Genomic DNA, 26337 nt, shown 5'->3' with positions numbered 1-26337 from the left:
GCCGGACAGGGACATGAAAAAGTTAGTGATTACTCTCGCGCTGTTGGGATTTACGCACTCATTATTTGCCGCTGATAAACAACCCAGCAGTGTTCTGGATAATGGTGCTGAGACATTTGCCATTGACTGTGCAGGCAACCCTCAGCAAACGACGCTGGATATGAACGATTGTTATGCGGAAAAAATCGACAAGCTGAATTGGGTGAAACAGACGTACCTTGTGGCGGCCAGAAAACGTATTGAGCAAACGGCTACAGGTCCGAACCCGGATCCTGACGCAGCAGCTGTGCTGAAAGCGTTTGATGAGGAAACTCAGGCGTGGGATGCGTTTGAAGAGAAAGCCACTTTTGCGACGTACACCGACTATCAGGGCGGGACGATCAGAGGCGTGATGTCGCTGTCGCGGAAAATGGAACTCATCGAGTTGCGTGTTAAAGATATCTGGAGCAACTGGCTGCAATATCAGGATTCAACGCCAGCGGTATTACCCGAACCAAAATTTAAAGATGACCATTAATCCGGTTTTCTTGGCCTGAAAAAGCGCCCGGGCGGCGCTTTTTATGACGGGCAACACTTCAGCCCCAGGTCAGCAGCGCCACACCGAACATTCCTGCTTTCACCACCAGGCACATCACGAAAAGGCCTAAAACAATAACAGCCCGATCCATGAGGAATCGAATTCTTCTGCGCATTGATTTCTCCACGAAATACTCGCGTACGGATAAATTGGTTGGCCGAATTTATACACGAAATGCTATGAATCAATCCAATGATATAGCGTCAAAACGTGGAGCTTTACAAAGGGCTGTGGCTGACGCGGAAATTATTACTTCTCGTAAAAGTTTTTTATTCTGATAGCGACGTCAATATTTGCCCAGTGCAATTCGTTTTCCTTGTGCAGACTGCTGCTGCCATCTTCCCAGGAAACGTAATACGACACGATGTCGTGCTCTGATTCAAAAGTATTCATCACGGTACCTTTGATATCGCCAGATCTGTGTTTAACGATGCTGCCTTTAGGGAACTTCATACTTCCTCCCGTAATGCGAACGACGATCTCCGTCATAACAAACCGATAGCCTTCTGAAAGGTTAGACCTTTTTACAGCGTGATGTACAGAGTGACGTGACTGAAAGTGAGGATAAAGTGTGAGCAATGACTTCCGCCAGACAGGAAGATGTCTGGCGGAGGAGGAAGGTCGTTATGGCTTGCGGGCGATGAGCAAGGCGCGGCGAGGAGCCGGATAACCTTCGATAGTTTTGGTCGGATCATTCGGGTCGAGGAATTCAGCCAGTGATTCGCTGGTCATCCAGTCGGTACGGCGCTGTTCTTCAAGTGTCGTGACGCTGACATCCGCAATACGCACATCCACAAAGCCGCATTTGATCAGCCAGTTTTTCAGGGCTTCGGCAGAAGGGATGAAATAAATATTCCCCATCTGCGCGTAACGGTCACCCGGCACCAGGACCTGCTCGCTGTTACCTTCGACAACCAACGTTTCGAGCACCAGTTCCCCTTCGCTGACCAGCTGATTTTTCAGTTGCAGAAGATGATCTAATGGCGAACGGCGGTGATACAGCACGCCCATGGAAAAAACGGTGTCGAAAGCGTTCAGCTCGGGTAATTGTTCGATGCCCAGCGGCAGCAAATGTGCGCGCTGATCGCCCCCCAGTAATTTACGCACGGCCTCGAACTGACACAGGAACAACTGCATCGGATCGATACCCACCGCCAGATGTGCGCCTGCACCAATCATGCGCCACATGTGATAACCGCTGCCGCAGCCGACATCTAAAATCGTGCGGCCAGCAAGGGAAGAAATGTGCGGCAAAACGCGATCCCATTTCCAGTCAGAGCGCCATTCAGTATTGATTTCAACGTCGTACAGCGAGAATGGTCCTTTGCGCCATGGCATCATATTACGCAGCAGGTTTTCAATCCCTTCGCGCTGACCGGCAGGCAAAGGGACTTCCATATTGGCGCTGACGCTGTGCAACAAATCCAGACGTTCCGGCTGCAACAGCGGCAAACGATCCACTGAGTTAAACCACAGTTTGAATTTGCCGTGCAGAGATTCTTTCTGCCACGCGGTCAGTTGCGAAGGCAAAGTATTGAGCCACGGACTTAACGGCCCTTTGGCGATAACGCGATAAAAATCACCGAAATCAATCATTGTGCTTCTCCGGCTTTCAGCGCAATCAGTGAGCCGAAGTTAAAACACTGGAACCAGACTTCCGTGTGCTGGAAACCGGCCTGATGCAGGCGGGCTTTATGCGTTTCGACGGAATCGGTCAGCATAACGTTTTCGAGCATGCTGCGTTTCTGGCTGATTTCCAGCTCGCTGTAGCCGTTCGCACGTTTGAAGTCGTGATGCATATTGAACAACAGTTCGCCGACGTCTTTGTCTTCGAAGCTGAATTTTTCTGACAGCACCAGCGCCGCGCCCGGACGCATGCCCTGATACACCTGATTCAGCAAACGCTGGCGGTCAGCCGGTTCGAGGAATTGCAGGGTAAAGTTGAGCACTACCATCGAGGCATTTTTCAGCTCGATATCGAGAATATCGGATTCGATCACGCTGACCGGTGTATCCGCGCGGAAAGCATCAATGTGACGACGGCAGCGTTCCACCATGGCGGGAGAGTTATCGACAGCAATAATTTCGCAGCCCGGCACCTTAATGTTACGACGCATCGACAGCGTGGCAGCACCCAGCGAACAGCCCAGATCATAGACGTTGGAGTCGGGCTGAACGAAGCGCTCGGCGAGCATGCCAATCATCGAAATAATGTTGGAATAGCCCGGAACAGAGCGTTGGATCATGTCAGGGAAAACTTCCGCGACGCGTTCATCGAACGTCCAGTCGCCAAGCTTATCTATAGGTGCAGAAAACAGCGTATCGTGGTTTGCCATAGCGGTGAGTCAGGCCAAAAAGAATGTGGGTAAAAAGTTGAGGGCAGATTTTAGCAGATACTGGCGCAGGCAGATACCTGCGCGCCTGGGAGTTGTTTCAAAAGGGCATCAAATCTGTCTGGCAAATGTTCCGTGCTCAGTCAAAGTTGAGGAATTGCGACCACGGCAGATAGATAATATTGATCACGACCATCAGCACCAGAGAAATATAGGTGGCAGCCATGCCATTACGGCGCCAGGCAAATTCGCGGTTTTTCAGCCCGTAATAATGGAATAACCGGCCGAGGATCAGTAACAGGCCGCAGGCGTGTACAGTCCATATCGCCGCGCCGTTCATTTCCATATACAACAATAATAAACAGCCAATCGGCAGATATTCTACAGCGTTGCCGTGTACACGTATGGCGGTTTGTAATTCGTAGGATCCGCCGTCGCCGGTGGCGATACGGTATTGCATCCGCAGACGGACAACATCGAAAGAGAGTTTGATCAAAAGTATGGCGGCAAGCACGACATATAACGCGCTAATCATGATGACTTCCTTGGTTATTCCCTGTATCCCGGCGGAACAGCACTGATTTTCCGCTGCGTAGCCATGATAACGGGAAGGCATAAAACTGTCGTCAGAAAAACCTGAATATTCTTAGAACAACGCATCCTGCTCCGGCCAGTCCGGCGCGGGCTGGACCGAAGGAATGTGCTGACGCAGATCCTGCCACAGGTAGCGTGCCTGCTGGGGCGCGTCGGAACAATCGGGCGTATGAATAAACAGATACGGTGACAATCCCTGTGATTGCCAGTCGCTGAGTTTTGCAATCCACTGGCCGAAAAGTGGACGGTTTGCCTCAAGACTGTCGCCGCCGATAAAGCGGACAATCGGGCGGGAGGATGTCGCCAGCGCGTGCAGCGGCAGTATCGGTTTTTTGCGTTTGGCTTCGAGCACCGCTTCGGTGGTGGAGGTTGAGCTGTGAACCGGGCGACTGTCAAGGATCGCACGATTAATGCCGCGCAGATGTAATCCCTGATTCAGCGCCCGTTCTTCCTCACCTTTATTGAAGAAATCCGCATGGCGCACTTCAACGCCGTAATCGAAACCGGCGGGCAGGGCATCAAGAAATTGCCACAGGCGATCAAGATGTACGGGCGCAAATGCGGCAGGAAGTTGCAGCCAGAGCTGGCCGATGCGTTCACCGAGCGGTTCGAGCGTGCGGTAAAACATATCGACGTCTTCCTGACAATTCGCCAGTGCGGCTTTATGGCTGATGATGGAAGGAAATTTAAAACAAAAACGGAAAGACTCAGGCGTCATATCACGCCAGCGCATCACCACTTCCTGTTTGGGCAGGGCGTAAAACGTGGTATTGCCTTCGACGCAATTGAAGTACCGCGCGTAATCGGCCAGATCACGCAAACCCACCTGTGTCCAGGCGCTGTGATGCCATTGCGGTAAACCAATATACATATCGATGCTCCCTTTTCCGGGCCAAATCCCAAATAAAACGCCGCCTCAGCGGGCGGCGTTCAGGCATGAAAATCAGGGTAACGTTACTCTGGCAACGCGGCAAGCACTTCGGCAGTGGAACGGACACGGCTGATACGCGGGAAAATAAACTGCATGCTGGACTGATGATGGTCATTGTTGTGTGCGCTGCACGCATCTTCTGCGATCACCAGTTCATAGCCATGTTCCCAGGCATTACGGGCCGTAGATTCCACGCCGATGTTGGTGGAAATACCGGCAAGCACGATGCTTTTAATGCCGCGGCGGCGCAGTTGTAAATCCAGATCGGTGCCGTAAAACGCGCCCCACTGACGTTTGATCACCAGCAGATCGCTGTCGGTTACGCCCAGTTGTTCCGGGAATTCCCACCAGCTTGCCGGTAAACCGCCTTCCGGCGCAGCCGCAGGGACATCAACCGGTTGTTTCAGCGCTTCGTCAAAAGAGTCAGACCAGCCCACGCGCACCATGACGACCGGCGCACCCAGTTTACGGAAACGGGTTGCCAGTTCAGTGGCATTATCCAGCACCTGCTGTGCGGTGTGCGGGCCGCCTGCGAACGGTAAAATTCCTTTCTGTAAGTCAATCAGTACCAGCGCGGTGTTTTTTGGATCAAGTTTCATGTTTAGCTCCCGGTTTTCAAAATGGGTAATGAGAGAAAGGAATCATTTAGTGCGTGTACAAAGGGGATTGCGTGAGTCTATGCTAGCGCGGGGAGCAAAAAGATATAATTTTGTTAAATTATGTGTAGCCAGCAACACGAGTGAATTTCCGCGCCAGCGTTGACGTGTTCGCACTTATCCTTCGCCGGAAATTCCTTTATAATAGCCGCCTTTTTTCGACCTGAATAAAACCCATTCCGTGCGCTGCTGAGTTTTGCGGCGGGCGACCAGAGTCAATAACCGTTTCTGTGCCTGTGAGCCATGAGGCCGGGTAGTGGGATCAAAAGGATACCGTTATGCGTACTGTATATTGTGGAAAACTGAATGCGTCCAATGTGGGCCAGGAAGTAACATTGTGTGGCTGGGTTAACCGTCGCCGCGATTTGGGTGGTTTGATTTTCATCGATATGCGTGACCGCGAAGGCATCGTTCAGGTTTTCTTCGACCCCGATCAGGCAGAAGCCTACAAGCTGGCGTCTGAACTGCGTAACGAGTTCTGCATCCAGTTAACCGGCACCGTGCGCGCACGCCCGGAAAGCCAGTTCAATAAAGACATGGCGACCGGTGAAGTGGAAGTGTTCGCCAGTAATCTGAACATTATCAACCGTTCAGAATCGCTGCCGCTGGACTCCAACCACGTCAACACTGAAGAAGCGCGTCTGAAATACCGCTATCTGGATTTGCGTCGCCCTGAAATGGCTAACCGCCTGAAAGCGCGTGCAAAAATCACCAGCTTCGTACGCCGTTTCATGGACAGCCATGACTTCCTCGACATCGAAACTCCGATGCTGACCAAAGCTACACCGGAAGGCGCGCGTGACTATCTGGTGCCAAGCCGTGTGCACAAAGGTAAGTTCTACGCCTTGCCGCAGTCTCCTCAGCTGTTCAAACAACTGCTGATGATGTCTGGTTTTGATCGTTATTATCAGATCGTAAAATGCTTCCGTGACGAAGATTTACGTGCTGACCGTCAGCCTGAATTCACCCAGATCGATGTGGAAACCTCTTTCATGAGCGCCGAACAAGTGCGCGAAGTGATGGAGAAACTGGCCCGTGAACTGTGGCAGGAAGTGAAAGGCGTGGATCTGGGCGACTTCCCGATCATGACCTTCGCAGAGGCCATGCGTCGCTACGGTTCTGATAAACCGGACCTGCGCAACCCGATGGAAATGGTGGATGTTGCGGACCTGATGAAAAACATCGAGTTCAAAGTGTTTGCTGATCCGGCCAACGATCCGAAAGGCCGCGTGGCTGCATTGCGCGTTCCGGGCGGTGCCTCCCTGAGCCGTAAACAAATTGACGAATACGCCAAATTCATCGAAATCTACGGTGCGAAAGGCCTGGCTTATATCAAAGTGAATGAAGTGGCGAAAGGCCTGGAAGGTATCCAGAGCCCGGTGGCTAAATTCCTGAATGAAGAACTGCTGGCTGCCTTGATCGCACGCACTGGTGCACAGGATGGCGACATGATCTTCTTCGGCGCAGCCAGCGCGAAGATTGTGACTGACGCGATTGGCGCACTGCGCCTTAAAGTCGGCCGTGACCTGAAAATCACTAAAGAAGACATGTGGGCTCCGCTGTGGGTGATCGACTTCCCGATGTTTGAAGACACTGACGAAGGCGGCCTGAGCGCTATGCACCACCCGTTCACTGCACCAAAAGACATGAGCGCAGAAGAACTGGCAGCGAACCCGGTTTCTGCTATCGCTAACGCCTACGACATGGTGATCAACGGCTACGAAGTGGGCGGCGGTTCTGTGCGTATTCACCGCAGCGAAATGCAGCAGACCGTGTTCAGCATTCTGGGTATTAACGAGCACGAACAGCGCGAGAAATTCGGCTTCCTGCTCGACGCCCTGAAATACGGTACGCCTCCGCACGCCGGTCTGGCATTTGGTCTCGATCGTCTGGTGATGTTGCTGACCGGCACGGATAACATCCGTGACGTGATCGCTTTCCCGAAAACTACCGCTGCGGCGTGTCTGATGACCGAAGCGCCAAGTTTTGCCAACCCTGCGTCGCTGCTGGAACTGGGCATTGCGGTTGTGGCGAAAAAAGAAGTGACACCAGACACAAATACAGAGAATAACTAATGAGCTATAAGCGTCCTGAGTCGATACTGTGCGTCATCTACGCCAGAAACACCGGCAGGGTGCTGATGCTTCAACGAAAGGATGACCCGAATTTCTGGCAGTCGGTGACCGGCAGTCTGGAAGACGGGGAATCCCCAAATCAAACCACGCAGCGTGAAGTCATGGAAGAGGTCGGTATCGACATTGCAGGTGAAAACCTGACTCTGCAGGACTGCCATCGCTGCGAGGACTTTGAAATATTTGCGCATTTGCGCCATCGCTATGCTCCCGGTGTGACCCGCAATAAAGAACATTGGTTCTGTCTGGCGTTACCCGACGAGCGTGATGTGGTTCTCACCGAACATCATGCGTACCGGTGGCTCGATAAACTGGCAGCGGCAGCGCTGACAGTCTCCCCGAGCAACCAGCAGGCGATTGAAGAATTTGTAAACTATTCGGTCTGTTAAGACTTTAGACTTTTTGGAGATATTTATGGCAGGTCACAGTAAGTGGGCCAATACCAAGCACCGCAAAGCGGCGCAAGATTCTAAACGCGGCAAAATTTTTACCAAAATCATTCGTGAGCTGGTTACCGCTGCGCGTCTGGGTGGCGGCGATGCGGGTTCAAACCCACGTCTGCGTGCGGCTATCGATAAAGCGCTGTCCAACAACATGACCCGCGATACCCTCAACCGGGCTATCGCACGTGGCGTGGGCGGTGACGAAGACACCAACATGGAAACCATCATTTATGAAGGTTACGGTCCTGGCGGTTCAGCCATCATGGTTGAATGTCTGAGTGATAACCGCAACCGTACCGTGGCAGAAGTGCGTCATGCCTTCACCAAAACCGGTGGCAATCTGGGTACCGACGGTTCCGTGGCTTATCTGTTCTCCAAAAAAGGCGTGATCACTTTCGCTCCTGGTCTGGATGAAGACGTGCTGATGGAAGCCGCGCTGGAAGCGGGTGCTGAAGACATCATTTCTTACGATGATGGCGCTATCGATGTGTTCACTGCCTGGGAAAATCTGGGCGAAGTGAAAGACGCGCTGGAAGCCGCCGGTTACAAAGCTGATTCCGCTGAAGTCACGATGATCCCATCGACCAAAGCCGACATGGATGCAGAAACTGCACCTAAACTGTTGCGCCTGATCGACATGCTGGAAGATTGTGACGATGTGCAGGAGGTTTACCACAACGGTGAAATCTCCGACGAGATCGCAGAAACCCTGTAATCTCAGTGCCGCCGGTGGCTACCACCGGCTGGCTATCCTGTTGTCCCTCAGCAGTTTATACTCTCCCCAACTTTCCAAAAAAACGACAACACAAGGCGTTGACTGGCTATGGCTATTATTCTGGGGATCGACCCCGGTTCGCGTATTACCGGCTATGGCATTATCCGCCAGACAGGGCGTCAGCTCAGCTATCTCGGCAGCGGCTGTATCCGCACCGTGGTGGACGATATGCCGGGACGTCTGAAACTGATTTACGCCGGTGTGTCGGAAATCATTACGCAATTTCAGCCTGATTTTTTTGCCATCGAATCCGTGTTTATGGCGAAGAACGCCGACTCCGCGTTAAAGCTCGGGCAGGCACGCGGTGCGGCAATTGTCGCTGCTGTCAATCAGGATCTGCCGGTGTTTGAGTATGCGGCGAGGCAGGTCAAACAGACCGTGGTCGGTACCGGTGCGGCAGAAAAAGCGCAGGTTCAGCATATGGTGCGGTCAATCCTGAAATTACCGGCTAACCCGCAGGCCGATGCCGCCGATGCGCTGGCAATTGCCATAACGCATTGTCATATGAGTCAGAATGCTATCCGGCTCAGCAGTGACAAATTACAGATGGCGCGCGGACGGATGCGATAGACGCCGCAAGTCCATTAGGCTGGATATCCATCCAGCCTTTTTTATGATATAAACATCGCTGCTTTTGACCTGATAAGGAAAATGAACGTGATAGGCAGACTACGAGGCATTATTCTGGAAAAACAGCCCCCTTTGGTGCTGCTTGAAACCAACGGCGTGGGCTATGAAGTGCATATGCCGATGACCTGTTTTTATGAATTGCCGGAACTGGGTCAGGAAGCTATCATCTTCACGCAATTTATCGTCCGTGAAGATGCCCAGTTGCTCTACGGATTTAACGATAAACAAGAGCGCGCGCTGTTTCGCGAGCTGATTAAAGTCAACGGCGTTGGGCCGAAGCTGGCGCTGGCGATTCTGTCAGGCATGTCGGCGCAGCAGTTTGTCAGTGCGGTAGAAAAGGAAGAAATCACCGCATTAATTAAGTTACCTGGCGTCGGTAAGAAAACCGCAGAACGCCTGGTCGTCGAAATGAAAGACCGGTTTAAAGGATTAAACGGTGATCTATTTAACAATCATACTGATATCACGCTACCTGCATCGGCGTCGAAAGCTAAAGAATCTGACGCCGAAGGCGAAGCCGTTGCAGCCCTGATATCCCTCGGATATAAACCACCGGAAGCCAGCCGCATGATCAGCAAGGTGGCCAAACCGGGCGCAGAATCTGAAACGTTGATTAGAGAAGCGCTGCGCGCAGCGCTGTGAGGTAAACGATGATTGAAGCTGACCGCCTGATTTCTTCCGAAGTTTTCAGTGAAGAAGAGGTCATTGACCGTGCGATCCGCCCGAAGTTGCTCAGCGAATACGTTGGACAGCCGCATGTGCGTTCGCAAATGGAAATCTTTATTCAGGCGGCTAAGCAACGCAAAGATGCGCTCGATCACCTGTTGATTTTCGGACCGCCGGGACTGGGTAAAACCACGCTGGCTAACATCGTGGCGAACGAAATGGGCGTGAATTTACGTACCACGTCGGGGCCGGTGCTGGAAAAAGCCGGTGATCTGGCCGCGATGCTGACCAACCTCGAGCCGCATGATGTGCTTTTTATTGATGAAATCCACCGTCTCTCACCGGTCGTTGAAGAAATTCTCTATCCGGCGATGGAAGACTATCAGCTGGATATCATGATTGGGGAAGGTCCTGCGGCACGCTCCATCAAACTCGATTTACCGCCGTTTACCCTGATTGGTGCGACGACCCGCGCCGGTTCCCTGACGTCACCGTTACGTGACCGTTTCGGTATCGTACAGCGTCTGGAGTTCTATCAGGTGGCTGATTTGCAGCACATCGTCGGACGTAGCGCCTCATGCCTTGGGCTGGAGTTGTCGGAAGAGGGCGCGCATCAGATAGCCCGCCGTTCACGCGGAACGCCGCGTATCGCTAACCGCTTATTACGCCGTGTGCGTGACTTCGCGGAAGTGAAAGGCGACGGTACCATTAATGGTGATGTGGCTAACGGCGCGCTGGATATGCTGGATGTTGATGCCGAAGGTTTCGATTACATGGACCGCAAACTGTTGCTGGCCATTATCGATAAGTTCAGCGGCGGGCCGGTCGGGCTGGATAACTTAGCCGCGGCGATTGGCGAAGAGCGCGAGACGATTGAAGACGTCATCGAACCCTTCCTGATCCAGCAGGGGTTTATTCAGCGCACACCGCGCGGGCGTATGGCGACCAATCATGCGTATAAGCATTTCGGTATTGCCAGAGAATCTGAGTAACAGATCTCCTGAGCATAAAAAAACGGACGCCCTGAGCGTCCGTTTTGCTTTCCGTCATCAGGTATTAACGACTGACTTCACAGCGGCTGACCATCCGCCAGTTACGTGGCAACTCGCGTACTTCACCCGCCAGAATCACCTTTCCTGTTGCATGAATATCGGCGCTTGAAGAGCCCACCTGAATTTCAACAGAACCCGGTTCGACGATGCGCTTACCGGCGTGACTGGTGAAATTCAGCATGTCGGTCGGGATACTGAAACTCAGCGTTGCGGTTTGTCCGGCGTCCAGCGCTACGCGCTCAAAAGCCTTGAGTTCCTGCATCGGGCGCACCAGTGATGCCACACAGTCACGCAGATAAACCTGCACCACCTCGCTGCCCGCCTGATTTCCGGTATTGGTGACTTTGATTTGTACTGCAATATCGCCATTTTCGATGGCGACCGGTTGCTGATTGAGTTGCAGGTCGTGATAGCGGAACGTGGTGCCGCTCAGCCCGAAGCCAAACGGGTATTTTGCGCCAAAGTGGAAGGCGATCGGCGTGCCGCCACTTTTCAGTTTGTGATTGTAGTAATACGGCATCGCACCGGCGCTTTTCGGTACGGAAACCACCAGCCGCCCGGACGGAGCCTGTTTGCCACTGATAATGTCGCTGATGGCGCGTCCCCCTTCCTGTCCGGGGGCAAATGCCATCAGGTATCCGGCGACTTTTTCTTCCAGCCCGCCAAGGGAATACGGACGACCGCCGGTCATTATCACAATGGTCGGTTTGCCGGTTGCGATCACGGCTTCCAGCAACTGCTGCTGAACGCCCGGCAGTTGCAGGCTGTCTGTATCAGAGCCTTCGCCGACAGTACCGCTCTGGAATAAACCGGCCAGATCGCCGACAAACACCAGTGCGACGTCACTTTCCTGCGCCAGTTTTACGGCCTGCGGGATCAGCGCGGTACTTCGTGATACCGGCGAGTTTTGCATGGGTGTTGCGGCATCGCCGGGGAAGACCGGCGCGCCCGCTGTGCGTTTTTCGAGAATATGGCAACCTTTGGTATAACGGATATTTTGCTCACCATAGGCCTCGCGTAATGCCTGTAATGGCGTGGTGATCTGTTCTGTCTGCGCCTGCATTTCGCTGATGATCAGATGCACCGGAAAACTGTAACCGCTGAGCAACGCCAGAGGATCATCTGCCGTCGGGCCGATCACCGCGATTTTTTGGCCGGATGTGGGTTTCAGCGGCAGGATGCCATTATTTTCCAGCAGAGTGATTGAGCGGACCGCGGCTTTCCAGGCCAGTTCCCGCGTGGCAGGTTGCTGAAGCTGCGGCTCAGGCTCAATGGCGTAAGGCTGTTCAAACAGGCCAAGGCGAAATTTTTCAGTCAGCACGCGTGCGACAATTTCGTCAATTTTCGCCATATCAATCAGGCCACGCGAAACGGCATCCGCCAGATGTTGTGCGCAGTCACCTTTCGGTAATTCAATATCCAGACCCGCATTGAACGACAGCGCGGCGGATTCGGCATCGTCATGGCTGACACCGTGATGCTGATGCAGCAGGCTGACACCACCGTAATCGGCAACAATCAGACCGTCGAACCCCCATTGTTCACGCAAGATTTCGGTCAGCAGGAAGTGATCGCTGTGGCAAGGCTGACCATCAATGTCGTGATATGCCGGCATCACAGAACCGGCATTCGCCAGCTTCACCGCCATCTCAAACGGCAGCAGGAAAGTGTCATTCAGCTCGCGAAAACCAAGATGAACCGGCGCATGGTTGCGCGCCCCTTCGCTGAAAGAGTGCCCGACATAATGTTTCAGCGTGGCCAGCAGGTCCCGCGCTTCGCCCTGTAATCCGCGCACGTAAGCGGTCGCCATCACGCCGACCAGATACGGGTCTTCACCAAAGGTTTCCTCGGTACGTCCCCAGCGCACATCGCGCGACACATCCAGAACCGGTGCCAGCCCCTGATGACAACCAACGCTTTGTGCTTCCTGACGGATAGCACCTGCAATTTGCTCCATCAGTTGCGGATCCCACGTTGAGGCGTAGCTCAGGGACGAGGGAAACAGTGTGGCGTCTTTGCACAATAAGCCGACCAGACATTCTTCGTGGAACATCGCCGGAATACCCAGCCGGGTGTCTTCTACCAGCGTTTTTTGCAGCCGGTTCAGCGCCTGTACGCCTTCTGCCGGGCTGACCACGTGCGTGCCGAGCGGACGGGTGATTTGCCCGGCGCCAAGTGCCAGTTGCTGTTCCAGCGCCTGACTCTGTTTGTGACCGGAAAAATCATCGCTCAGATCGGTACGTTCTTTGTGATTGCCGTTGCTGTCGAGGATCAGCCAGAACGCATGCATCTGCGCGAATTTTTCCTCCGGCGTCATGCGTGCCAGAAGATCGGCGACGCGGCGGGCAACGGGCTGTGAAGCATCCTGATAAAGATAAGTCATCTTACATCTCCTTGATTAATCAAAGGGCGTGAACCGCTGAGCACGGGGTCATCGTCGCCCCCGAAAGAACGTCGCGTTGCGAGGGATGAGGCGATAGTTTGCATGGTGCGGCTGTTGAGTTTGTAGGTAAAAAGCAGCGCGGCCATCAGCAGGAATAACGCACAGGGCACCAGTGTGAACAGTGAATTGATGGTCAGCATCACCGAAGCACTTTGCGTGGCGCCGTTCGGCAGGTAACCGACCATACCAAGCACCCAGCCGACGATGGCACCGCCCAGTGCCAGCCCGAATTTGATGGCAAACAGCGCAGTGGAGAATACCAGCCCGTCAAGCCGGCGGCCGGTGCGGGATTCTTCGTGATCCACAACGTCGGAGAACATCGTCCATTGCAGCGGCGTGGTCAGGTTTTGGATAAAACTGAACACAAGATTGAGGGCAAAAATAAGACTGACGGAAGGGGAGGGAATAAAGAAAATCGCTGCATTACACACCACAAAAGTCAGAATTGTCCATTGATAGGATTTAATCCGGTCGAATTTACCCAGTATTTTCTCAGACAATAGTGCGCCAAATAACGAGGCGATCATGCCAAAAACAATAAAATTAAAAATCAGATCCGGGCGGCCTAGCACATATTTCACATAATACATGGTGGCGGAACCACGGATAACGACGGCACATAATAGTAAGATATTAAAAATAAAAACAATGCGCCATTGTGAGTTATTCCACAGTAATTTCAGGTCGCTCAGCATTGAACCGGAGGTGTCATTGCGCGGTTGATAACGCTCACGCGTCAGTGCGAAACAACAGAAAAATAATACGATACCGAGTAATCCCATCAGGCTCATGGCATAGAAATAGCCTTTCTGCGGGTTACCTGCGCCGAGTTTTGCCACCAGCGGCAGGGCGATCACTGTTACCACCAGCCCCCCGACAAATGACAGTCCGAAGCGCCACGACTGCAGCGAATGGCGTTCGCGCGGGTCGAGTGTTAACGCCCCCGGCATGGCACAATACGGCACATTGATAGCGGAATACACCAGGCTGAGTAATGTATAAGTGACTGCTGCATAAATAATTTTACCGGTCGGTGATATGTCTGGTACATAAAATGTGATCAGGCAACAGACCCCAAACGGTATTGCAAACCACAGCAGCCACGGACGGAATTTTCCATAGCGTGTTGTGGTGCGATCAACCAGCGCACCGATGCAGGGATCTACGCAGGCATCCACGGCGCGTACCACTAAAAATAGTGTGCCCATGATCGCGGCGGGTAAACCAAAAACATCCGTGTAGAAATAAGCGAGAAATAAAGTCGCAGTTTGCCAGACCAGCGCACTGGCCATATCGCCGAGTCCGTAGCCAATCTTATCTTTTACTGAAAGAACCGGAGTGATCACCATTATTTGTTACCTGCTTTCTGTAAGGAGAGATAACCGACGGAAAATAATTCATGTCTTTAACGGAAAAAAAGATAAACAGCCTGGGAAGTAAAATGGTGCCAAAAGTATTGTGAATAGAACTCAGGTAAACAATTGAGGAAATGAATATGCAATTTACGTTTTTTGATTTTGTTTTTTATTTGTGAACGGGATCAAACTGACGGCGGTGTTTGCTTCATCGGCGCGTGGATCCGGACTGGCAAAGGCCCGCGTTGAGCGGGATGCCATCTCCGGTGAATGGGCTGAGACAGGGTTTTTATCACTCTTCCCGCCAGCGGAAATAACCGGTCACCGCTTTTAATGCGGCGGGTAACTGGCGGTGGCCGGGGTAATAGAGAAAGAATCCGGGAAAGGTGACCGACCAGTCTTCAAGCACCCGGATCAGCTTACCTTCCGCCACCAGCGCATCATGTTCAGCACTCTGCGCGCTGTACACCAGCCCGATTCCATCGAGCGCAATGCGGGTCATCATGCTGACGCTGTCGACCACCAGCGGCCCGCTGACGGGCACGGTAATCTGTCGCCCATTTTTTTCGAACTCCCAGCGGTACAGCGAACCGCTGGCAATTTCCCGACGCCCAATGCAGGCATGGTTTTTCAAATCGGCAGGCGTTTGTGGTTGCGGGCAGCGGGCGAAATAATCCGGCGAACCGTACACCGCAGAGTGAAAATCGGCGGTCAGGCGTACCGCACTCATGTCCTGCTGAACATCGCCCCGGATGCGTACGCCTGCATCAAACCCCTCACTGATGATGTCCACGAAACCGTCATTGGTGGCAAGTTCCAGCGTGATATCCGGGAACGTCTGACAAAATTTGGGCAACTGCGGCAGGAAAACCATGTCAGCAGCGATGCGTGGCGTATTAATACGCACCGTGCCTTTGGGTATCCCCCTCAAAGCGTTCACTTTCTCCATCGCATCAGAGATGACTGATAATGCCGGCACCACTTCCGCCAGCAATGCGTAACCCGCTTCGGTGGGCGATACCTGCCGCGTTGTGCGGTTCAGCAATCTGACGCCCAGACGCTCTTCCAGCGAACGTAAGGAATGGCTCAGCGTTGAAGCGGTTAAATTTAGCCGCGCCGCGGCTTTGCGGAAACTCTTCTCTTCCGCTACGGCGACAAATGCTCTCAGTTCTCCGAATTCGTGGGTGCGCATCAGTTTCCTATTGATGAATAAAAGCCAGTAAAGCATGCGATATAACATGGCTTATTCACAATAATCAATGCGCTTATAGTCAGGCCTCGGTTTGGAAAATTCATCAACGGAGAAAAATATGTCGCAAACATTACGGTTACAGGGGCGGGTTGCGCTGGTCACGGGCGGTGGCTCAGGCATCGGGCGGGCAGCCGCACTGGCGTTTTCACGCGATGGTGCGAAAGTCGTGGTGGCAGGAAGACGGGAAACGGCGCTCCAGGAAACGGTGATGATGATCCGTGAACGGGGCGGTGATGCCCTGGCGGTGCCGACCGATGTGTCAGACAGCGCACAGGTCCGGCATCTTATTGCCGCGACGCTGGCGCATTACGGGCGACTGGACGCCGCGTTTAATAATGCGGGTGTGGAAGGTTTTGCGCCAGTCAGTGACATGACAGAAGCGGAATTTGACCGGGTGATTGCCACCAATCTGAAAGGCGTCTGGCTGTCAGTGAAATATCAGCTGGAAGCCATGACCGCCGCAGGGCGTGGCGGTGCGATTGTGAATACCTCTTCCTGGCTGGCGCACGGAGCCAGTATTGGCTCTGCTGCGTATTCCGCCAGCAAAGGCGGGCTTGACGCGATGATCCGCGCTATAGCGCTGGAAACCGGTGCGCAGAATATCCGCATCAATAACGTTAATCCCGGCATTATCGATACCCCGATGGCGCGGCGGATGGGCGCAAATGAAGAAACGCTGATCCCTTTTGTGCGCCTGACACCCGCAGGGCGTGTGGGCGAACCGGCAGATGTCGCGGATGTTGTGGCGTGGTTGTGCAGTGATGAAGCGCGATTTGTGACCGGTCAGAATCTGCTGGTCGATGGCGGATTTACGGTGGCGGGGCTGCGTTAGTCAGGACAAAAAAGACCGAGGCTCAGGGACGGGCGTCAGTCTGCACAAAGTCTGAAGCCGATCACAGTTTCATCATCCGGCGAATATTACGACTTGTTTCTGTTTCCGATTCGCCCGAGAATCCGTTTCAGAAAGCAGGATTGTTACTGTCTGACAGGCAAAACCTAAACTTCTCGTTTCTTCGTGTATGACGAAGAGACCGGACGTTTAGGTTTTTTTTTGGCCTGAATTCAGGGGCCGGCCGCCCCTTTGCAACGCAACGGCAATGTCGTGCACGACGCCCTTACTCTGATGAGATGACACTATGGAATACAGAACATTAGCCGACGAAATTCTCCGCGGAGTGGGCGGAAAGGAAAACGTCAACAGTGTGGTGCATTGTGCCACCCGTTTACGCTTCAAGCTAAAAGATACAAGCAAAGCCGATGCTGCCGGGCTGAAAGAAAATCCGGGCGTGATCATGGTGGTCGAGAGCGGTGGTCAGTTTCAGGTAGTGATTGGCAATCACGTCGGTGCCGTCTATGAAGCGCTGGTGAAAGGCAGCGCGCTTTCAGACGGCAGCGATGACGACAGGGGTGATAACGGCAGTGTGTTTGCCCGTGCCATTGATGTCATTTCCGGCATATTCACGCCGTTTATCGGCATTATGGCGGCATCGGGGATCCTCAAAGGTTTTCTGGCACTGGCGCTGGCCTGTGGCTGGATGGTGCCGGAAAGCGGTACCTATAAAGTCTGGTTCGCCGCCAGCGACGCTATGTTTTATTTCTTCCCGCTGGTGATCGGTTATACCGCCGGTAAAAAATTCGGCGGTAATCCGTTTGTGACCATGATGATTGGCGGCGCGATGGTGCACCCGCTGATGATCGCCGCATTTGATGTGCAGCAGTCCGGCGCGCACAGCGAGCATTTCTTAGGCATCCCGCTGGTCTTTATCAATTATACCTCTTCGGTCATTCCGGTGATTCTGGCCGCGTGGGCATCAAGCTGGCTGGAAAAGCAGTCGATGAAAATTTTACCCGGCGCGCTGCGTAACTTCATCACACCGCTGATCTGCCTGATGGTGATTGTGCCGCTGACATTCCTGGTTATCGGGCCGGTCGCGACCTGGGCCAGTCAGCAACTGGCCCATGGCTACCAGTTTGTTTATCACGTCAGCCCGATGGTCGCCGGTGCCTTTATGGGCGCACTGTGGCAGGTCTGTGTGATCTTCGGTCTGCACTGGGGGCTGGTGCCGTTGATGATCAACAACTTCAGCGTGCTCGGCCATGACACCATGCTGCCGCTGTTACTGCCTGCGGTGATGGGACAGGTTGGTGCGGTCGCGGGTGTGATGCTGCGGACCAAAGATGTCCGTACCCGAGCATTGTCAGGGTCGGCGATCAGCGCCGGGATTTTCGGTATCACGGAACCGGCGGTGTATGGCATCACCCTGCCGCATCGGCGTCCTTTTATTTTCGGCTGCGTCGGCGGTGCGCTCGGCGCTGCGGTGCTCGGTTACTTCCAGACCACGGCGTATTCCTTCGGTTTCCCCAGTGTCTTCACGTTTACCCAGATTATTCCGCCCACTGGTTTTGATAAAACGGTGACCGCCGGGATTGCAGGCACCCTGATTGCGCTGTTGTTTGCCGCACTGGCGACTTATTTCTTCGGTGTAAAACAAGAAGCGGTCGCGCCGGAAGTCAGCGAAAAGGCCCAGGCCGATGCGTTACAGGCGCCGCGCGGCAAAACGCTGATCGCCAGCCCGATGAGCGGACCGTGTATCGCACTCGACACAGTGAAAGATCCGACATTCGCCAGCGGCCTGCTGGGTAAAGGTGTGGCCATTGTGCCTGTCGCCGGAAGGGTGGTCTCACCGGTAGACGGCACGGTGGTTTCACTGTTCAAAACCCATCACGCCATCGGAATTGAATCGGCAGACGGCGCAGAAATTCTGATCCACGTCGGCATCGATACGGTGAAGCTCGACGGCAAATTCTTTACGCCACACGTTGACGTCGATGCGGTGGTGAAGCAGGGCGATTTGTTGCTGGAATTCGACGTGCAGGGGATCACTGATGCCGGTTACGACCTGACAACGCCGGTGCTGGTCACCAACAGCGACGATTATCTCGACGTCATTCCGGCCTGTGTCGGACAGGACGCCAGCGAACAAACCCTTTTACTGACTTTATTACGCTAACTAACAGAGCCAGGAGGTTCATATGAACAAGCCATTTCCAAACGGATTTTTATGGGGCGGAGCCGTTGCCGCTAATCAGGTTGAAGGGGCTTACCTGACCGACGGTAAAGGCTTATCCACATCGGATCTGCAACCGCAGGGTGTTTTCGGCCCGGTGCAGGAACGCACGGAAGGGGATTTCGGCGTGAAAGATGTCGCCATCGATTTCTACCACCGTTATCCGCAAGATATGAAATTGTTCGCTGAAATGGGTTTTACCGTATTGCGTACCTCAATCGCCTGGACGCGTATCTTCCCTCAGGGGGATGAATCGCAGCCGAACGAAGCGGGGCTGGCATTCTACGACCGACTGTTTGATGAGATGGCAAAATACGGTATTACACCGCTGGTGACGCTTTCCCATTACGAAATGCCGTACGGCATCGTAAAAAAACACGGTGGCTGGGGCAGCCGCGATACCATCGGTTTCTTTGAAAATTACGCCCGCACGGTGTTCACCCGTTATAAAGATAAAGTCAAACACTGGCTGACCTTTAACGAAATCAATATGTCGCTGCATGCGCCGTTTACCGGCGTCGGATTGCCGGAAGACAGCAGCAAACAGGACATCTATCAGGCCATTCACCATCAGCTGGTTGCCAGTGCCAAAGCGGTAAAAGCCTGTCACGAGATCATTCCTGACGGCAAAATCGGCAATATGCTGCTTGGCGGAATGCTGTATCCGCTGACCTGCAAACCGGCCGATATGATGGAAACCTTGCAGCAGAACCGCGACTGGTTATTCTTCGGCGATGTTCAGGTGCGTGGCGCGTATCCGGCTTATATGCCGCGTTTCTTTAAAGACCGCGGCATGGAAATTAATATTACTTCTGAAGATAAAGCCGCGTTGAAAGAAACCGTCGACTTTATCTCATTCAGTTATTACATGACCGGTTGTGTCACCACGGATGAAGAACAAAATATTAAAGCGCGTGCCAATATATTAAATATGGTGCCGAACCCGCATCTGCAAAGTTCCGAATGGGGATGGCAGATTGACCCGGAAGGGTTGCGCTTCTTAATGAATGAGCTTTATGACCGTTATCAGAAACCGCTATTTATTGTGGAAAACGGTTTGGGTGCGCGGGATAAAGTCGAAGCTGACGGCAGCATTAATGATGATTACCGTATTCAGTACATCAATGACCATCTGGTTCAGGTGCGTGAAGCCATTGAAGACGGCGTGGAAGTGATGGGTTACACCAGCTGGGGACCGATTGATCTGGTCAGCGCCTCGAAAGCGGAATTCTCCAAGCGTTATGGTTATATCTATGTAGACCGCGACGATCAGGGCAATGGCACGCTGGAGCGCCGCCGTAAGAAAAGTTTCTTCTGGTATCAGGAAGTGATTAATTCAAACGGTGCGTCATTAACATCCTGATCTGATCCGGTCTGAAGGGACTTAAGGCCATCGTCACGTTTTGAGGGCAAAATTTACGTCTGACTGAGGATCGGATCTGGTAAAATCATCAGGCAGATCCCAAGACTGCGGCAGACAAAACCTGATCATCCATACGGACGATCAGGTTTTTCTTTTCAGGGAGTTACAATGAAAATCGCCAAAATACTCAATAATAATGTGGTGGTTGTCGTCAGCGGGCAGCAACGCGAACAGGTGGTGATGGGGCGCGGGCTGGCATTTATGAAGAAAGCCGGGGATGAGCTGGATGAAAGCAAAATCGAGAAAATTTTTGCCCTGCAGAATGACGAACTGGTCGCGCATCTGACGGAGTTGCTGTCGCATATTCCGATGGAAGTGATGACCACCTGTGATCAGATTATTTCGCTGGCGCGGGGACGGCTGGGGAAATTACAGGAAAACCTGTATATCGCACTCACCGATCACTGCAATTTTGCCATTGAACGGCAGAAGAAGGGCGTACCGGTCAGTAATGCCTTGCTGTGGGAAACCCGCCGTCTGTACCCGAAGGAATATGCCCTCGGGCTGGAAGCGCTGGAGATCATCGATTCGCGCCTCGGCGTGCGATTGCCGGTGGATGAAGCCGGTTTTATTGCCCTGCATCTGGTCAATGCGCAGCTTAACGGCGAAATGCCGGAAGTGGCGCAGATTACCCGCGTGATGCAGGAAATCCTCAATCTGGTGAAATACCAGCTGCGTATTGAATACGACGAGGAGTCGCTGAGCTACCAGCGCTTCGTCACCCATCTTAAATTCTTCGCCCAGCGGATGCTCAGCCGCACGGTGGTGGCCGACGATGACATGACCCTGCACGTGGCGGTAAAAGAAAATTACCCACAGGCGTGGCTGTGCGCGGAAAAAATCGGCGATTATCTGGCCGCGCAATATCAGCGCGAACTGACCACGGAAGAAATTATGTATCTCTCCATTAATATCGAACGGGTGAGAAAAGAGTGTCTGCCGAAAGAATCGTCCTGAGCGCACGCAAGCGCAAAATTTGCTGCGCGAAATATGACTGTTCACAATTTTTAATGACGGTTTTTTTTGCCACGGTTAGTGAGAACAGGTAGCATCCTTCGCCGTTATTGCACCAAAACAGTTCCGGCTAAAAAAACTACAGTGGGTAAACCCCATAAACGGCGAGGCTTGCAATCGTTTGCTTGCAGCACCCGGCGTCAGGTGAAGGTTATTTTGGAGAACAACTCATAATGAAGTCTCATAAAAAAACGGCAGAGGCGAAGCACGCGGCTAAACGGCGCTGGCTGGACTCTCACGATCATGGTTATCACAAGAGTATGGGCAACCGTCAGGTTCAGATGATTGCCATTGGTGGTTCTATCGGTACCGGTCTGTTTCTCGGCGCGGGTGCGCGTTTACAGATGGCGGGTCCGGCGCTGGCTATCGTGTATGCGGTGTGTGGTATTTTCTCATTCTTTATCCTGCGTGCACTGGGCGAACTGGTTTTACACCGTCCGACCAGTGGCAGCTTCGTATCCTATGCCCGTGAATTCCTGGGTGAAAAAGCGTCTTACGTAGCAGGCTGGATGTACTTCCTGAACTGGGCGATGACCGGCATTGTCGATATCACCGCAGTGGCTCTGTACATGCACTACTGGGGAACCTTCGGTGATGTTCCGCAATGGATGTTTGCGTTGGGCGCACTGGCGATAGTGGCAACCATGAACATGATCGGCGTGAAGTGGTTCGCTGAGATGGAATTCTGGTTTGCGCTGATCAAAGTGGCGGCGATTGCTATCTTCCTGGTGGTTGGCGTGGTGTTCCTCGGCACCGGCAAACAACTGGACGGTAACACCACAGGTCTGCATCTGATCACCGACAACGGCGGTATTTTCCCGCACGGTTTGTTACCGGCGCTGGTTCTGGTGCAGGGCGTGGTCTTTGCCTTTGCGGCCATTGAGCTGGTCGGTACGGCGGCGGGCGAAACCAAAGATCCTGAGAAAGTGCTGCCGAAAGCCATTAACAGCGTGATCTGGCGTATCGCTTTGTTCTACGTCGGCTCCGTGGTGTTACTGGTGCTGTTGCTGCCGTGGAATGCCTATCAGGCGGGCCAAAGTCCGTTTGTCACCTTCTTCAGCAAGCTGGGCGTGCCTTACATCGGTACCATCATGAATATCGTGGTTCTGACTGCAGCGCTGTCGAGCCTCAACTCCGGCTTGTATTCCACTGGTCGTATTCTGCGTTCCCTGTCGATGGGCGGTTCAGCACCGAAATTCATGTCGAAGATGAGTGCGCAGCAGGTGCCGTACGCCGGTATTCTGGTCACTGTCGGCATTTATGTGATCGGTGTAGTGCTCAACTATTACGTGCCTTCGCAGGTGTTTGAGATTGTCCTGAACGTCGCCTCACTCGGCATCCTCAGTTCATGGGCTTTCATCATCGTCTGTCAGATGAAACTGCGTACTGCGATCAAAGAAGGTCGTGCGAAAGACGTTTCCTTCAAAATGCCGTGGGCACCGGTGACCTCGTGGCTGACGCTGGCCTTCCTGGCGGGCGTTCTGATCCTGATGGCGTTTGACTACCCGAACGGCACCTACACGGTGGCGACCATTCCGGTGCTGATCATTCTGCTGGTACTGGGCTGGATAGGTCTGCGCAAACGTGCTGCTGAAGTGCATGCCGAACAGGCTGCGCAGGAAGAAGCACATCAGGAAAGTATTGAAGCGAAGTAATTCGTTTCGCAGATTCCAGCAAAGGGCTGCCGTCATGGCGGCCCTTTTTCATTCCTGCCCGTAAAAAATCTGAAACAGCCACAATGTCTCTTTCCTTTGACTAGGCTTATTCTTTTATGAGGAGAGGCAAACCTATGTTGAAGATTGTTTTACAAATATTTTCCAGCCCGGAAAAATTTCTCGGACTGTTCAGTGCCGCAGACATGGAAAATACGCTGGAAGAGGGCGAGCGTATTCTGATTGATGAAAACGGTACGGCATCAGTCAATCCGGCTAATCAGGAGATGCAGCAAGACTTTGCCCGCCACGTCAAACGCATGAGCGTGCTGTAATGGCGACAGCCGTTTTCATGGTGTTAATGGTCTGTGGCTACTGGTATACCACCCGCGACATTTCATCGCGTTTCAAACTTAAACGCACCTTTGGCTGGGACGTCTATTTTCTGGTGGCGCTGTATGGCTGTATTTTTGTCCTGCAGGGCGTACTGGTCATAGCACTGCTATATCTGGTGCTGTGGGGGATTTCCGGTGTCATCAACTGGCTGCCCGCCTTGCCGCATTTACATCAGGATGTGCACTACCAGCGTGATTTCATCAACTGGAGTTTCTTAGGCATTCAGGCACCGGTGGTGATTATGCTTGCCGTCTCCGTGATGCTGTGTCTGGTCCGCACTACCTGGTCACCGGGCTTGCGCCTTAATACTGCCGGACGCAGAGAGTTGTACAAACAACTTACCCGCGCCAACGGCGTGGAAGGGCTGTTATATCAGTGTATGGAAGAGGGCGATATGGTATTCATCACCCTGCAGTCGCGGCGTGTTTATATCGGCATGGTGCATACCGCAAGGTGTGAAACAAGTTCGTCGGACAATGTGGTCGTGATCCCGATGGTCAGCGGTTATCGCGATAAAGACACACTGGAGCTGCGCGTTGAGCATAATTATGCCCGCTATTATCAGGAACATGGCATCACGCCGGTGTCAGATCCGGTGAGCGCGCTGAAGTTTCGTAAGGTGATTTTACTGAGCCAGATAGAAACGCTGTCGCTGTTTGACCCGTCAAGTGCCTGTGCGTTTGAGAAGCTTATTCCGCTGGTTGAAGAAGAAATGGCCCGGAAAATTGGTGAGAAGGACGCCTGAAATAAGGCGTCCTGCATGCATTACACGATAGTGAAGCTGAAATCACTCAGACCTTCGATGCCGCCGGTGATCACATCACCGCGCACTACCGGACCCACACCTGCTGGCGTACCGGTATAGATCAGATCACCGGGCTTGAGTTCAACCGCCTGAGAGAGATAGCTGATGACGTCCGCTACCTGCCAGATCTGGTCGCTCAAATCACCGCGCTGACGTTTTTCACCGTTCACATCGAGCCAGATTTTACCGGCAGCCGGATGACCTGTCTGACTCACGGGTTGCAGCGGATTCGCCGGTGCGGAATCATCAAACCCTTTGGCGAAATCCCACGGACGTCCCAGTTTCTTGGCCTGCGCCTGAATATCACGACGGGTTAAATCTACGCCCACGGTATAACCCCAGACGTGTGACAGTGCGTCTTCAGCGGCAATATCTTTACCGCCTCTGGCAATCGCAACGACCAGTTCTACTTCATAATGCAGATCGTCGGTCAGCGTCGGGTACGGCACATTGCCGCTGGCGGGAACCACGGCATCAGCCGGTTTGCCAAAAAAGAAAGGCGGTTCGCGGTCAGGATCATGACCCATCTCACGGGCGTGCTCGGAATAGTTACGGCCAACACAATACACGCGGCGCAACGGAAAGCGGGCGCTCTGGCCTTCGACGGCGAGAGACGGAACTTCGGGTGCAGCAATTACATATTCAGTCATCGTATTCACTTCACAAAGTTATCGAATTAACATATTTGCAAAGCGAATCAACATTGACCAGTAAATTTATGTTACTGGTCAATGTGTCACTGTCAGGCCTTGTAACGCGGTGCGGCGTGAGCCTGCAGGAAGTTCGGTACCATTGCACTGCGCAGGGCATCAAATTCATCCCACTGTTTTTCGTCCTGCAATGGCGGAATGGTGATTTTTTCTTTGCGGTCAAAGCCCAGCAAGGCGGCATCCACCAGTTCACCCACTTCCATTACACCCGGCACTTCATCGATATTTTTGCCCGAACGTTCCCAGATTTCTGTACGCGTTGCGGCAGGTAATACGGCCTGAACGTACAGACCGCGCTCGGCCATTTCAAATTGCAGCGTCTGGCTGAAAGTCAGCACAAAGGCTTTGGTGGCGGAATACACCGCAGATTGCAACTCTGGCGTCAGCGCCATCACGGACGCGATATTAATAATCGCCCCGTCTTTATGCTTGATCAGACCGTCGAAAGCGACGCGTGAAAGACGCGCCACCGAGGTGACGTTCAGGGTGATCAGATTCCCGATGGCGTCGGCATCGCTGTTTTCAAAACCGGCTTTCAGCGAAGCCCCGGCGTTATTGATCAGCAGGGAAATCTGCGGTGTTGCACGGATAAAATCCTCAACGCGTGCCAGATCTTCGCTGCGGGTTAAGTCTGCGGGTAACACGGTGATTTTTACGCCGGTTTCATCCTGCAGGCGTTCAGCCAGTGCTTTCAGGCGCGTTGCATCACGGGCAACCAGCACTAAATCATAACCGCGTTTCGCCAGACGGTCGGCGTAAGTGGCCCCGATGCCGCTTGATGCGCCGGTGATTAAGGCCACGGACTGAGTGCGAATTGTATCTGACATAGTAGAACCTCGGTGTTGGATAGGGTGGTTTAATAATAAAACCAGGTGATTTTTAGCACTGGTGGTTTTATAATGCAACCAGATTTTTTAAACCGCATTGAGCAGGAAGTGCCATGAAACGAACCCGTCTGGAAAACACGCCTTGTCCGGCTGGCCGCGCGCTGGATCTCATCGGTGACTGGTGGACGTTGCTGATTGTCCGCGATGCGATGTACGGCCTCTCACGATTCAGTGAATTTCAGCGCAGTCTGGGGGCGGCGAAGAACATTCTCAGCTCCCGCCTGAAAGCGCTGGTTGCCGAAGGCATTATGAAGATTGAACCGGCGGCAGATGGTTCGGCGTATCAGGATTACGTGCTGACGGAAAAAGGGCTGGCGCTGCAACCGGTGCTGGTTGCGCTGGGGCAGTGGGGAAGTGAATATCTGTTTGAAGCCGGCGAAGCCTGCACGCAACTGGTAGATATCGAAAATCGCCAGCCGCTGCGTAAGCTGGAAATCCATGCGCAGGACGGGCGGGTGCTGGAAAGCCGGGATATAAAGGCGATTATTCCTGAATCTTGATCGAGAATTCGGTCGACTCCCTCCCCTGCGAAGGGGGGGTTGG

General features: G+C 53.2%; 26 protein-coding genes. 15 read left to right on the top strand and 11 right to left on the bottom strand.

What is annotated here, in order from left to right:
• Positions 1–13: 13 nt before the first annotated feature.
• Positions 14–517: a lysozyme inhibitor LprI family protein gene (locus tag LC431_RS06150; RefSeq protein ID WP_013575025.1), complete on the top strand. Its 504-nt coding sequence runs from the start codon at positions 14–16 to the stop codon at positions 515–517.
• Between the two features lie 309 nt (positions 518–826).
• On the opposite strand, the gene LC431_RS06145 is transcribed toward LC431_RS06150, so the two are convergent.
• From LC431_RS06145 to LC431_RS06120, 6 genes are all read right to left on the bottom strand, one after another.
• A complete protein-coding gene (locus tag LC431_RS06145) occupies positions 827–1030 on the bottom strand; it encodes a hypothetical protein (protein WP_013575027.1) in 204 nt (67 codons plus the stop codon).
• 171 nt (positions 1031–1201) lie between these two features.
• Entirely contained in the window at positions 1202–2173 is a 972-nt protein-coding gene (cmoB, locus tag LC431_RS06140; RefSeq protein WP_013575028.1) for a tRNA 5-methoxyuridine(34)/uridine 5-oxyacetic acid(34) synthase CmoB, read from the bottom strand.
• Complete coding sequence (cmoA, locus tag LC431_RS06135; protein WP_013575029.1) at positions 2170–2913, bottom strand: carboxy-S-adenosyl-L-methionine synthase CmoA; 744 nt, start codon at positions 2911–2913, stop codon at positions 2170–2172. Before cmoA ends, cmoB begins: the two co-directional genes overlap by 4 nt.
• A 136-nt stretch (positions 2914–3049) precedes the next feature.
• Positions 3050–3445 carry an MAPEG family protein gene (locus LC431_RS06130; RefSeq protein ID WP_013575030.1) on the bottom strand — a complete coding sequence of 132 codons (396 nt, stop codon included), beginning with the start codon at positions 3443–3445 and terminating at the stop codon, positions 3050–3052.
• A gap of 111 nt (positions 3446–3556) precedes the next feature.
• A complete protein-coding gene (locus LC431_RS06125) occupies positions 3557–4375 on the bottom strand; it encodes a DUF72 domain-containing protein (protein ID WP_223509479.1) in 819 nt (272 codons plus the stop codon).
• An 83-nt stretch (positions 4376–4458) separates the two neighbouring features.
• Complete coding sequence (locus LC431_RS06120; protein ID WP_112198650.1) at positions 4459–5034, bottom strand: hydrolase; 576 nt, start codon at positions 5032–5034, stop codon at positions 4459–4461.
• A 335-nt stretch (positions 5035–5369) separates the two neighbouring features.
• Here LC431_RS06120 and aspS point away from each other — a divergent pair, with 335 nt between their 5' ends.
• The 6 genes from aspS to ruvB all read left to right on the top strand — a co-directional run bounded on the left by aspS (position 5370) and on the right by ruvB (position 10729).
• The gene (aspS, locus tag LC431_RS06115; RefSeq protein ID WP_112151804.1) at positions 5370–7166 is read left to right on the top strand and encodes an aspartate--tRNA ligase; all 1797 of its coding nucleotides are present in this window, start codon (positions 5370–5372) and stop codon (positions 7164–7166) included.
• Entirely contained in the window at positions 7166–7612 is a 447-nt protein-coding gene (nudB, locus tag LC431_RS06110) for a dihydroneopterin triphosphate diphosphatase (RefSeq protein ID WP_013575034.1), read from the top strand. The genes aspS and nudB overlap by 1 nt, the downstream gene beginning before the upstream one ends.
• Positions 7613–7637: 25 nt before the next feature.
• Positions 7638–8381 (top strand): YebC/PmpR family DNA-binding transcriptional regulator, encoded by a 744-nt coding sequence (locus LC431_RS06105; protein ID WP_013575035.1) that lies wholly within the window; start codon positions 7638–7640, stop codon positions 8379–8381.
• 108 nt (positions 8382–8489) lie between these two features.
• Positions 8490–9011 (top strand): crossover junction endodeoxyribonuclease RuvC, encoded by a 522-nt coding sequence (gene ruvC / locus LC431_RS06100; protein WP_013575036.1) that lies wholly within the window; start codon positions 8490–8492, stop codon positions 9009–9011.
• An 87-nt stretch (positions 9012–9098) separates the two neighbouring features.
• Entirely contained in the window at positions 9099–9713 is a 615-nt protein-coding gene (gene ruvA / locus LC431_RS06095) for a Holliday junction branch migration protein RuvA (protein ID WP_013575037.1), read from the top strand.
• 8 nt (positions 9714–9721) lie between these two features.
• Positions 9722–10729 carry a Holliday junction branch migration DNA helicase RuvB gene (gene ruvB / locus LC431_RS06090; protein WP_037034899.1) on the top strand — a complete coding sequence of 336 codons (1008 nt, stop codon included), beginning with the start codon at positions 9722–9724 and terminating at the stop codon, positions 10727–10729.
• Between the two features lie 64 nt (positions 10730–10793).
• Here the strand turns inward: ruvB and LC431_RS06085 are convergent, their stop codons facing one another.
• From LC431_RS06085 to LC431_RS06075, 3 genes are all read right to left on the bottom strand, one after another.
• Positions 10794–13172, bottom strand: a complete 2379-nt coding sequence (locus LC431_RS06085; RefSeq protein WP_223509478.1) for a glycoside hydrolase family 3 N-terminal domain-containing protein — start codon at positions 13170–13172, stop codon at positions 10794–10796.
• Positions 13169–14581 carry an MFS transporter gene (locus LC431_RS06080; RefSeq protein WP_121019436.1) on the bottom strand — a complete coding sequence of 471 codons (1413 nt, stop codon included), beginning with the start codon at positions 14579–14581 and terminating at the stop codon, positions 13169–13171. The genes LC431_RS06085 and LC431_RS06080 overlap by 4 nt, the downstream gene beginning before the upstream one ends.
• A 298-nt stretch (positions 14582–14879) precedes the next feature.
• Entirely contained in the window at positions 14880–15779 is a 900-nt protein-coding gene (locus LC431_RS06075; protein ID WP_223509477.1) for a LysR family transcriptional regulator, read from the bottom strand.
• Between the two features lie 118 nt (positions 15780–15897).
• Here LC431_RS06075 and LC431_RS06070 point away from each other — a divergent pair, with 118 nt between their 5' ends.
• The 7 genes from LC431_RS06070 to LC431_RS06040 all read left to right on the top strand — a co-directional run bounded on the left by LC431_RS06070 (position 15898) and on the right by LC431_RS06040 (position 24137).
• On the top strand, positions 15898–16671 hold the full coding sequence (locus tag LC431_RS06070; protein ID WP_013575043.1) for an SDR family NAD(P)-dependent oxidoreductase: 774 nt from the start codon (positions 15898–15900) through the stop codon (positions 16669–16671).
• 304 nt (positions 16672–16975) lie between these two features.
• Positions 16976–18850 (top strand): PTS beta-glucoside transporter subunit IIABC, encoded by a 1875-nt coding sequence (bglF, locus tag LC431_RS06065; RefSeq protein ID WP_223509476.1) that lies wholly within the window; start codon positions 16976–16978, stop codon positions 18848–18850.
• A 22-nt stretch (positions 18851–18872) separates the two neighbouring features.
• On the top strand, positions 18873–20270 hold the full coding sequence (locus tag LC431_RS06060) for a glycoside hydrolase family 1 protein (RefSeq protein ID WP_015689682.1): 1398 nt from the start codon (positions 18873–18875) through the stop codon (positions 20268–20270).
• A 168-nt stretch (positions 20271–20438) separates the two neighbouring features.
• Positions 20439–21287: a transcriptional antiterminator BglG gene (bglG, locus tag LC431_RS06055; RefSeq protein WP_015689683.1), complete on the top strand. Its 849-nt coding sequence runs from the start codon at positions 20439–20441 to the stop codon at positions 21285–21287.
• 230 nt (positions 21288–21517) lie between these two features.
• Positions 21518–22999, top strand: coding sequence for an L-asparagine permease (ansP, locus tag LC431_RS06050; RefSeq protein WP_013575047.1), 1482 nt, complete (start codon positions 21518–21520; stop codon positions 22997–22999).
• A 134-nt stretch (positions 23000–23133) separates the two neighbouring features.
• Positions 23134–23331 (top strand): hypothetical protein, encoded by a 198-nt coding sequence (locus LC431_RS06045; protein ID WP_013575048.1) that lies wholly within the window; start codon positions 23134–23136, stop codon positions 23329–23331.
• Positions 23331–24137 (top strand): hypothetical protein, encoded by an 807-nt coding sequence (locus tag LC431_RS06040; RefSeq protein ID WP_037034885.1) that lies wholly within the window; start codon positions 23331–23333, stop codon positions 24135–24137. The genes LC431_RS06045 and LC431_RS06040 overlap by 1 nt, the downstream gene beginning before the upstream one ends.
• Positions 24138–24157: 20 nt before the next feature.
• Here the strand turns inward: LC431_RS06040 and LC431_RS06035 are convergent, their stop codons facing one another.
• Complete coding sequence (locus LC431_RS06035; protein WP_013575050.1) at positions 24158–24847, bottom strand: fumarylacetoacetate hydrolase family protein; 690 nt, start codon at positions 24845–24847, stop codon at positions 24158–24160.
• Positions 24848–24939: 92 nt separating this feature from the next.
• Positions 24940–25734 carry an SDR family oxidoreductase gene (locus LC431_RS06030; RefSeq protein WP_015689686.1) on the bottom strand — a complete coding sequence of 265 codons (795 nt, stop codon included), beginning with the start codon at positions 25732–25734 and terminating at the stop codon, positions 24940–24942.
• 113 nt (positions 25735–25847) lie between these two features.
• Between LC431_RS06030 and LC431_RS06025 the strand changes: the two genes are divergently transcribed.
• The gene (locus LC431_RS06025; RefSeq protein WP_013575052.1) at positions 25848–26294 is read left to right on the top strand and encodes a helix-turn-helix domain-containing protein; all 447 of its coding nucleotides are present in this window, start codon (positions 25848–25850) and stop codon (positions 26292–26294) included.
• Positions 26295–26337: the final 43 nt, after the last annotated feature.

Origin of the sequence: Rahnella sp. GSA61A (assembly GCF_019969905.1) — a bacterium.
Taxonomy (GTDB): domain Bacteria; phylum Pseudomonadota; class Gammaproteobacteria; order Enterobacterales; family Enterobacteriaceae; genus Rahnella; species Rahnella aceris.
This window is presented reverse-complemented; position numbering and strand designations above follow the sequence as displayed.

Bases quoted from the DNA above. Each gene is read 5' to 3' on its own strand.
- LC431_RS06150 (WP_013575025.1), top strand. From the start codon at position 14: ATGAAAAAGTTAGTGATTACTCTCGCGCTGTTGGGATTTACGCACTCA.
- LC431_RS06145 (WP_013575027.1), bottom strand. From the start codon at position 1,030: ATGAAGTTCCCTAAAGGCAGCATCGTTAAACACAGATCTGGCGATATC.
- cmoB (WP_013575028.1), bottom strand. From the start codon at position 2,173: ATGATTGATTTCGGTGATTTTTATCGCGTTATCGCCAAAGGGCCGTTA.
- cmoA (WP_013575029.1), bottom strand. From the start codon at position 2,913: ATGGCAAACCACGATACGCTGTTTTCTGCACCTATAGATAAGCTTGGC.
- LC431_RS06130 (WP_013575030.1), bottom strand. From the start codon at position 3,445: ATGATTAGCGCGTTATATGTCGTGCTTGCCGCCATACTTTTGATCAAA.
- LC431_RS06125 (WP_223509479.1), bottom strand. From the start codon at position 4,375: ATGTATATTGGTTTACCGCAATGGCATCACAGCGCCTGGACACAGGTG.
- LC431_RS06120 (WP_112198650.1), bottom strand. From the start codon at position 5,034: ATGAAACTTGATCCAAAAAACACCGCGCTGGTACTGATTGACTTACAG.
- aspS (WP_112151804.1), top strand. From the start codon at position 5,370: ATGCGTACTGTATATTGTGGAAAACTGAATGCGTCCAATGTGGGCCAG.
- nudB (WP_013575034.1), top strand. From the start codon at position 7,166: ATGAGCTATAAGCGTCCTGAGTCGATACTGTGCGTCATCTACGCCAGA.
- LC431_RS06105 (WP_013575035.1), top strand. From the start codon at position 7,638: ATGGCAGGTCACAGTAAGTGGGCCAATACCAAGCACCGCAAAGCGGCG.
- ruvC (WP_013575036.1), top strand. From the start codon at position 8,490: ATGGCTATTATTCTGGGGATCGACCCCGGTTCGCGTATTACCGGCTAT.
- ruvB (WP_037034899.1), top strand. From the start codon at position 9,722: ATGATTGAAGCTGACCGCCTGATTTCTTCCGAAGTTTTCAGTGAAGAA.
- LC431_RS06085 (WP_223509478.1), bottom strand. From the start codon at position 13,172: ATGACTTATCTTTATCAGGATGCTTCACAGCCCGTTGCCCGCCGCGTC.
- LC431_RS06080 (WP_121019436.1), bottom strand. From the start codon at position 14,581: ATGGTGATCACTCCGGTTCTTTCAGTAAAAGATAAGATTGGCTACGGA.
- LC431_RS06075 (WP_223509477.1), bottom strand. From the start codon at position 15,779: ATGCGCACCCACGAATTCGGAGAACTGAGAGCATTTGTCGCCGTAGCG.
- LC431_RS06070 (WP_013575043.1), top strand. From the start codon at position 15,898: ATGTCGCAAACATTACGGTTACAGGGGCGGGTTGCGCTGGTCACGGGC.
- bglF (WP_223509476.1), top strand. From the start codon at position 16,976: ATGGAATACAGAACATTAGCCGACGAAATTCTCCGCGGAGTGGGCGGA.
- LC431_RS06060 (WP_015689682.1), top strand. From the start codon at position 18,873: ATGAACAAGCCATTTCCAAACGGATTTTTATGGGGCGGAGCCGTTGCC.
- bglG (WP_015689683.1), top strand. From the start codon at position 20,439: ATGAAAATCGCCAAAATACTCAATAATAATGTGGTGGTTGTCGTCAGC.
- ansP (WP_013575047.1), top strand. From the start codon at position 21,518: ATGAAGTCTCATAAAAAAACGGCAGAGGCGAAGCACGCGGCTAAACGG.
- LC431_RS06045 (WP_013575048.1), top strand. From the start codon at position 23,134: ATGTTGAAGATTGTTTTACAAATATTTTCCAGCCCGGAAAAATTTCTC.
- LC431_RS06040 (WP_037034885.1), top strand. From the start codon at position 23,331: ATGGCGACAGCCGTTTTCATGGTGTTAATGGTCTGTGGCTACTGGTAT.
- LC431_RS06035 (WP_013575050.1), bottom strand. From the start codon at position 24,847: ATGACTGAATATGTAATTGCTGCACCCGAAGTTCCGTCTCTCGCCGTC.
- LC431_RS06030 (WP_015689686.1), bottom strand. From the start codon at position 25,734: ATGTCAGATACAATTCGCACTCAGTCCGTGGCCTTAATCACCGGCGCA.
- LC431_RS06025 (WP_013575052.1), top strand. From the start codon at position 25,848: ATGAAACGAACCCGTCTGGAAAACACGCCTTGTCCGGCTGGCCGCGCG.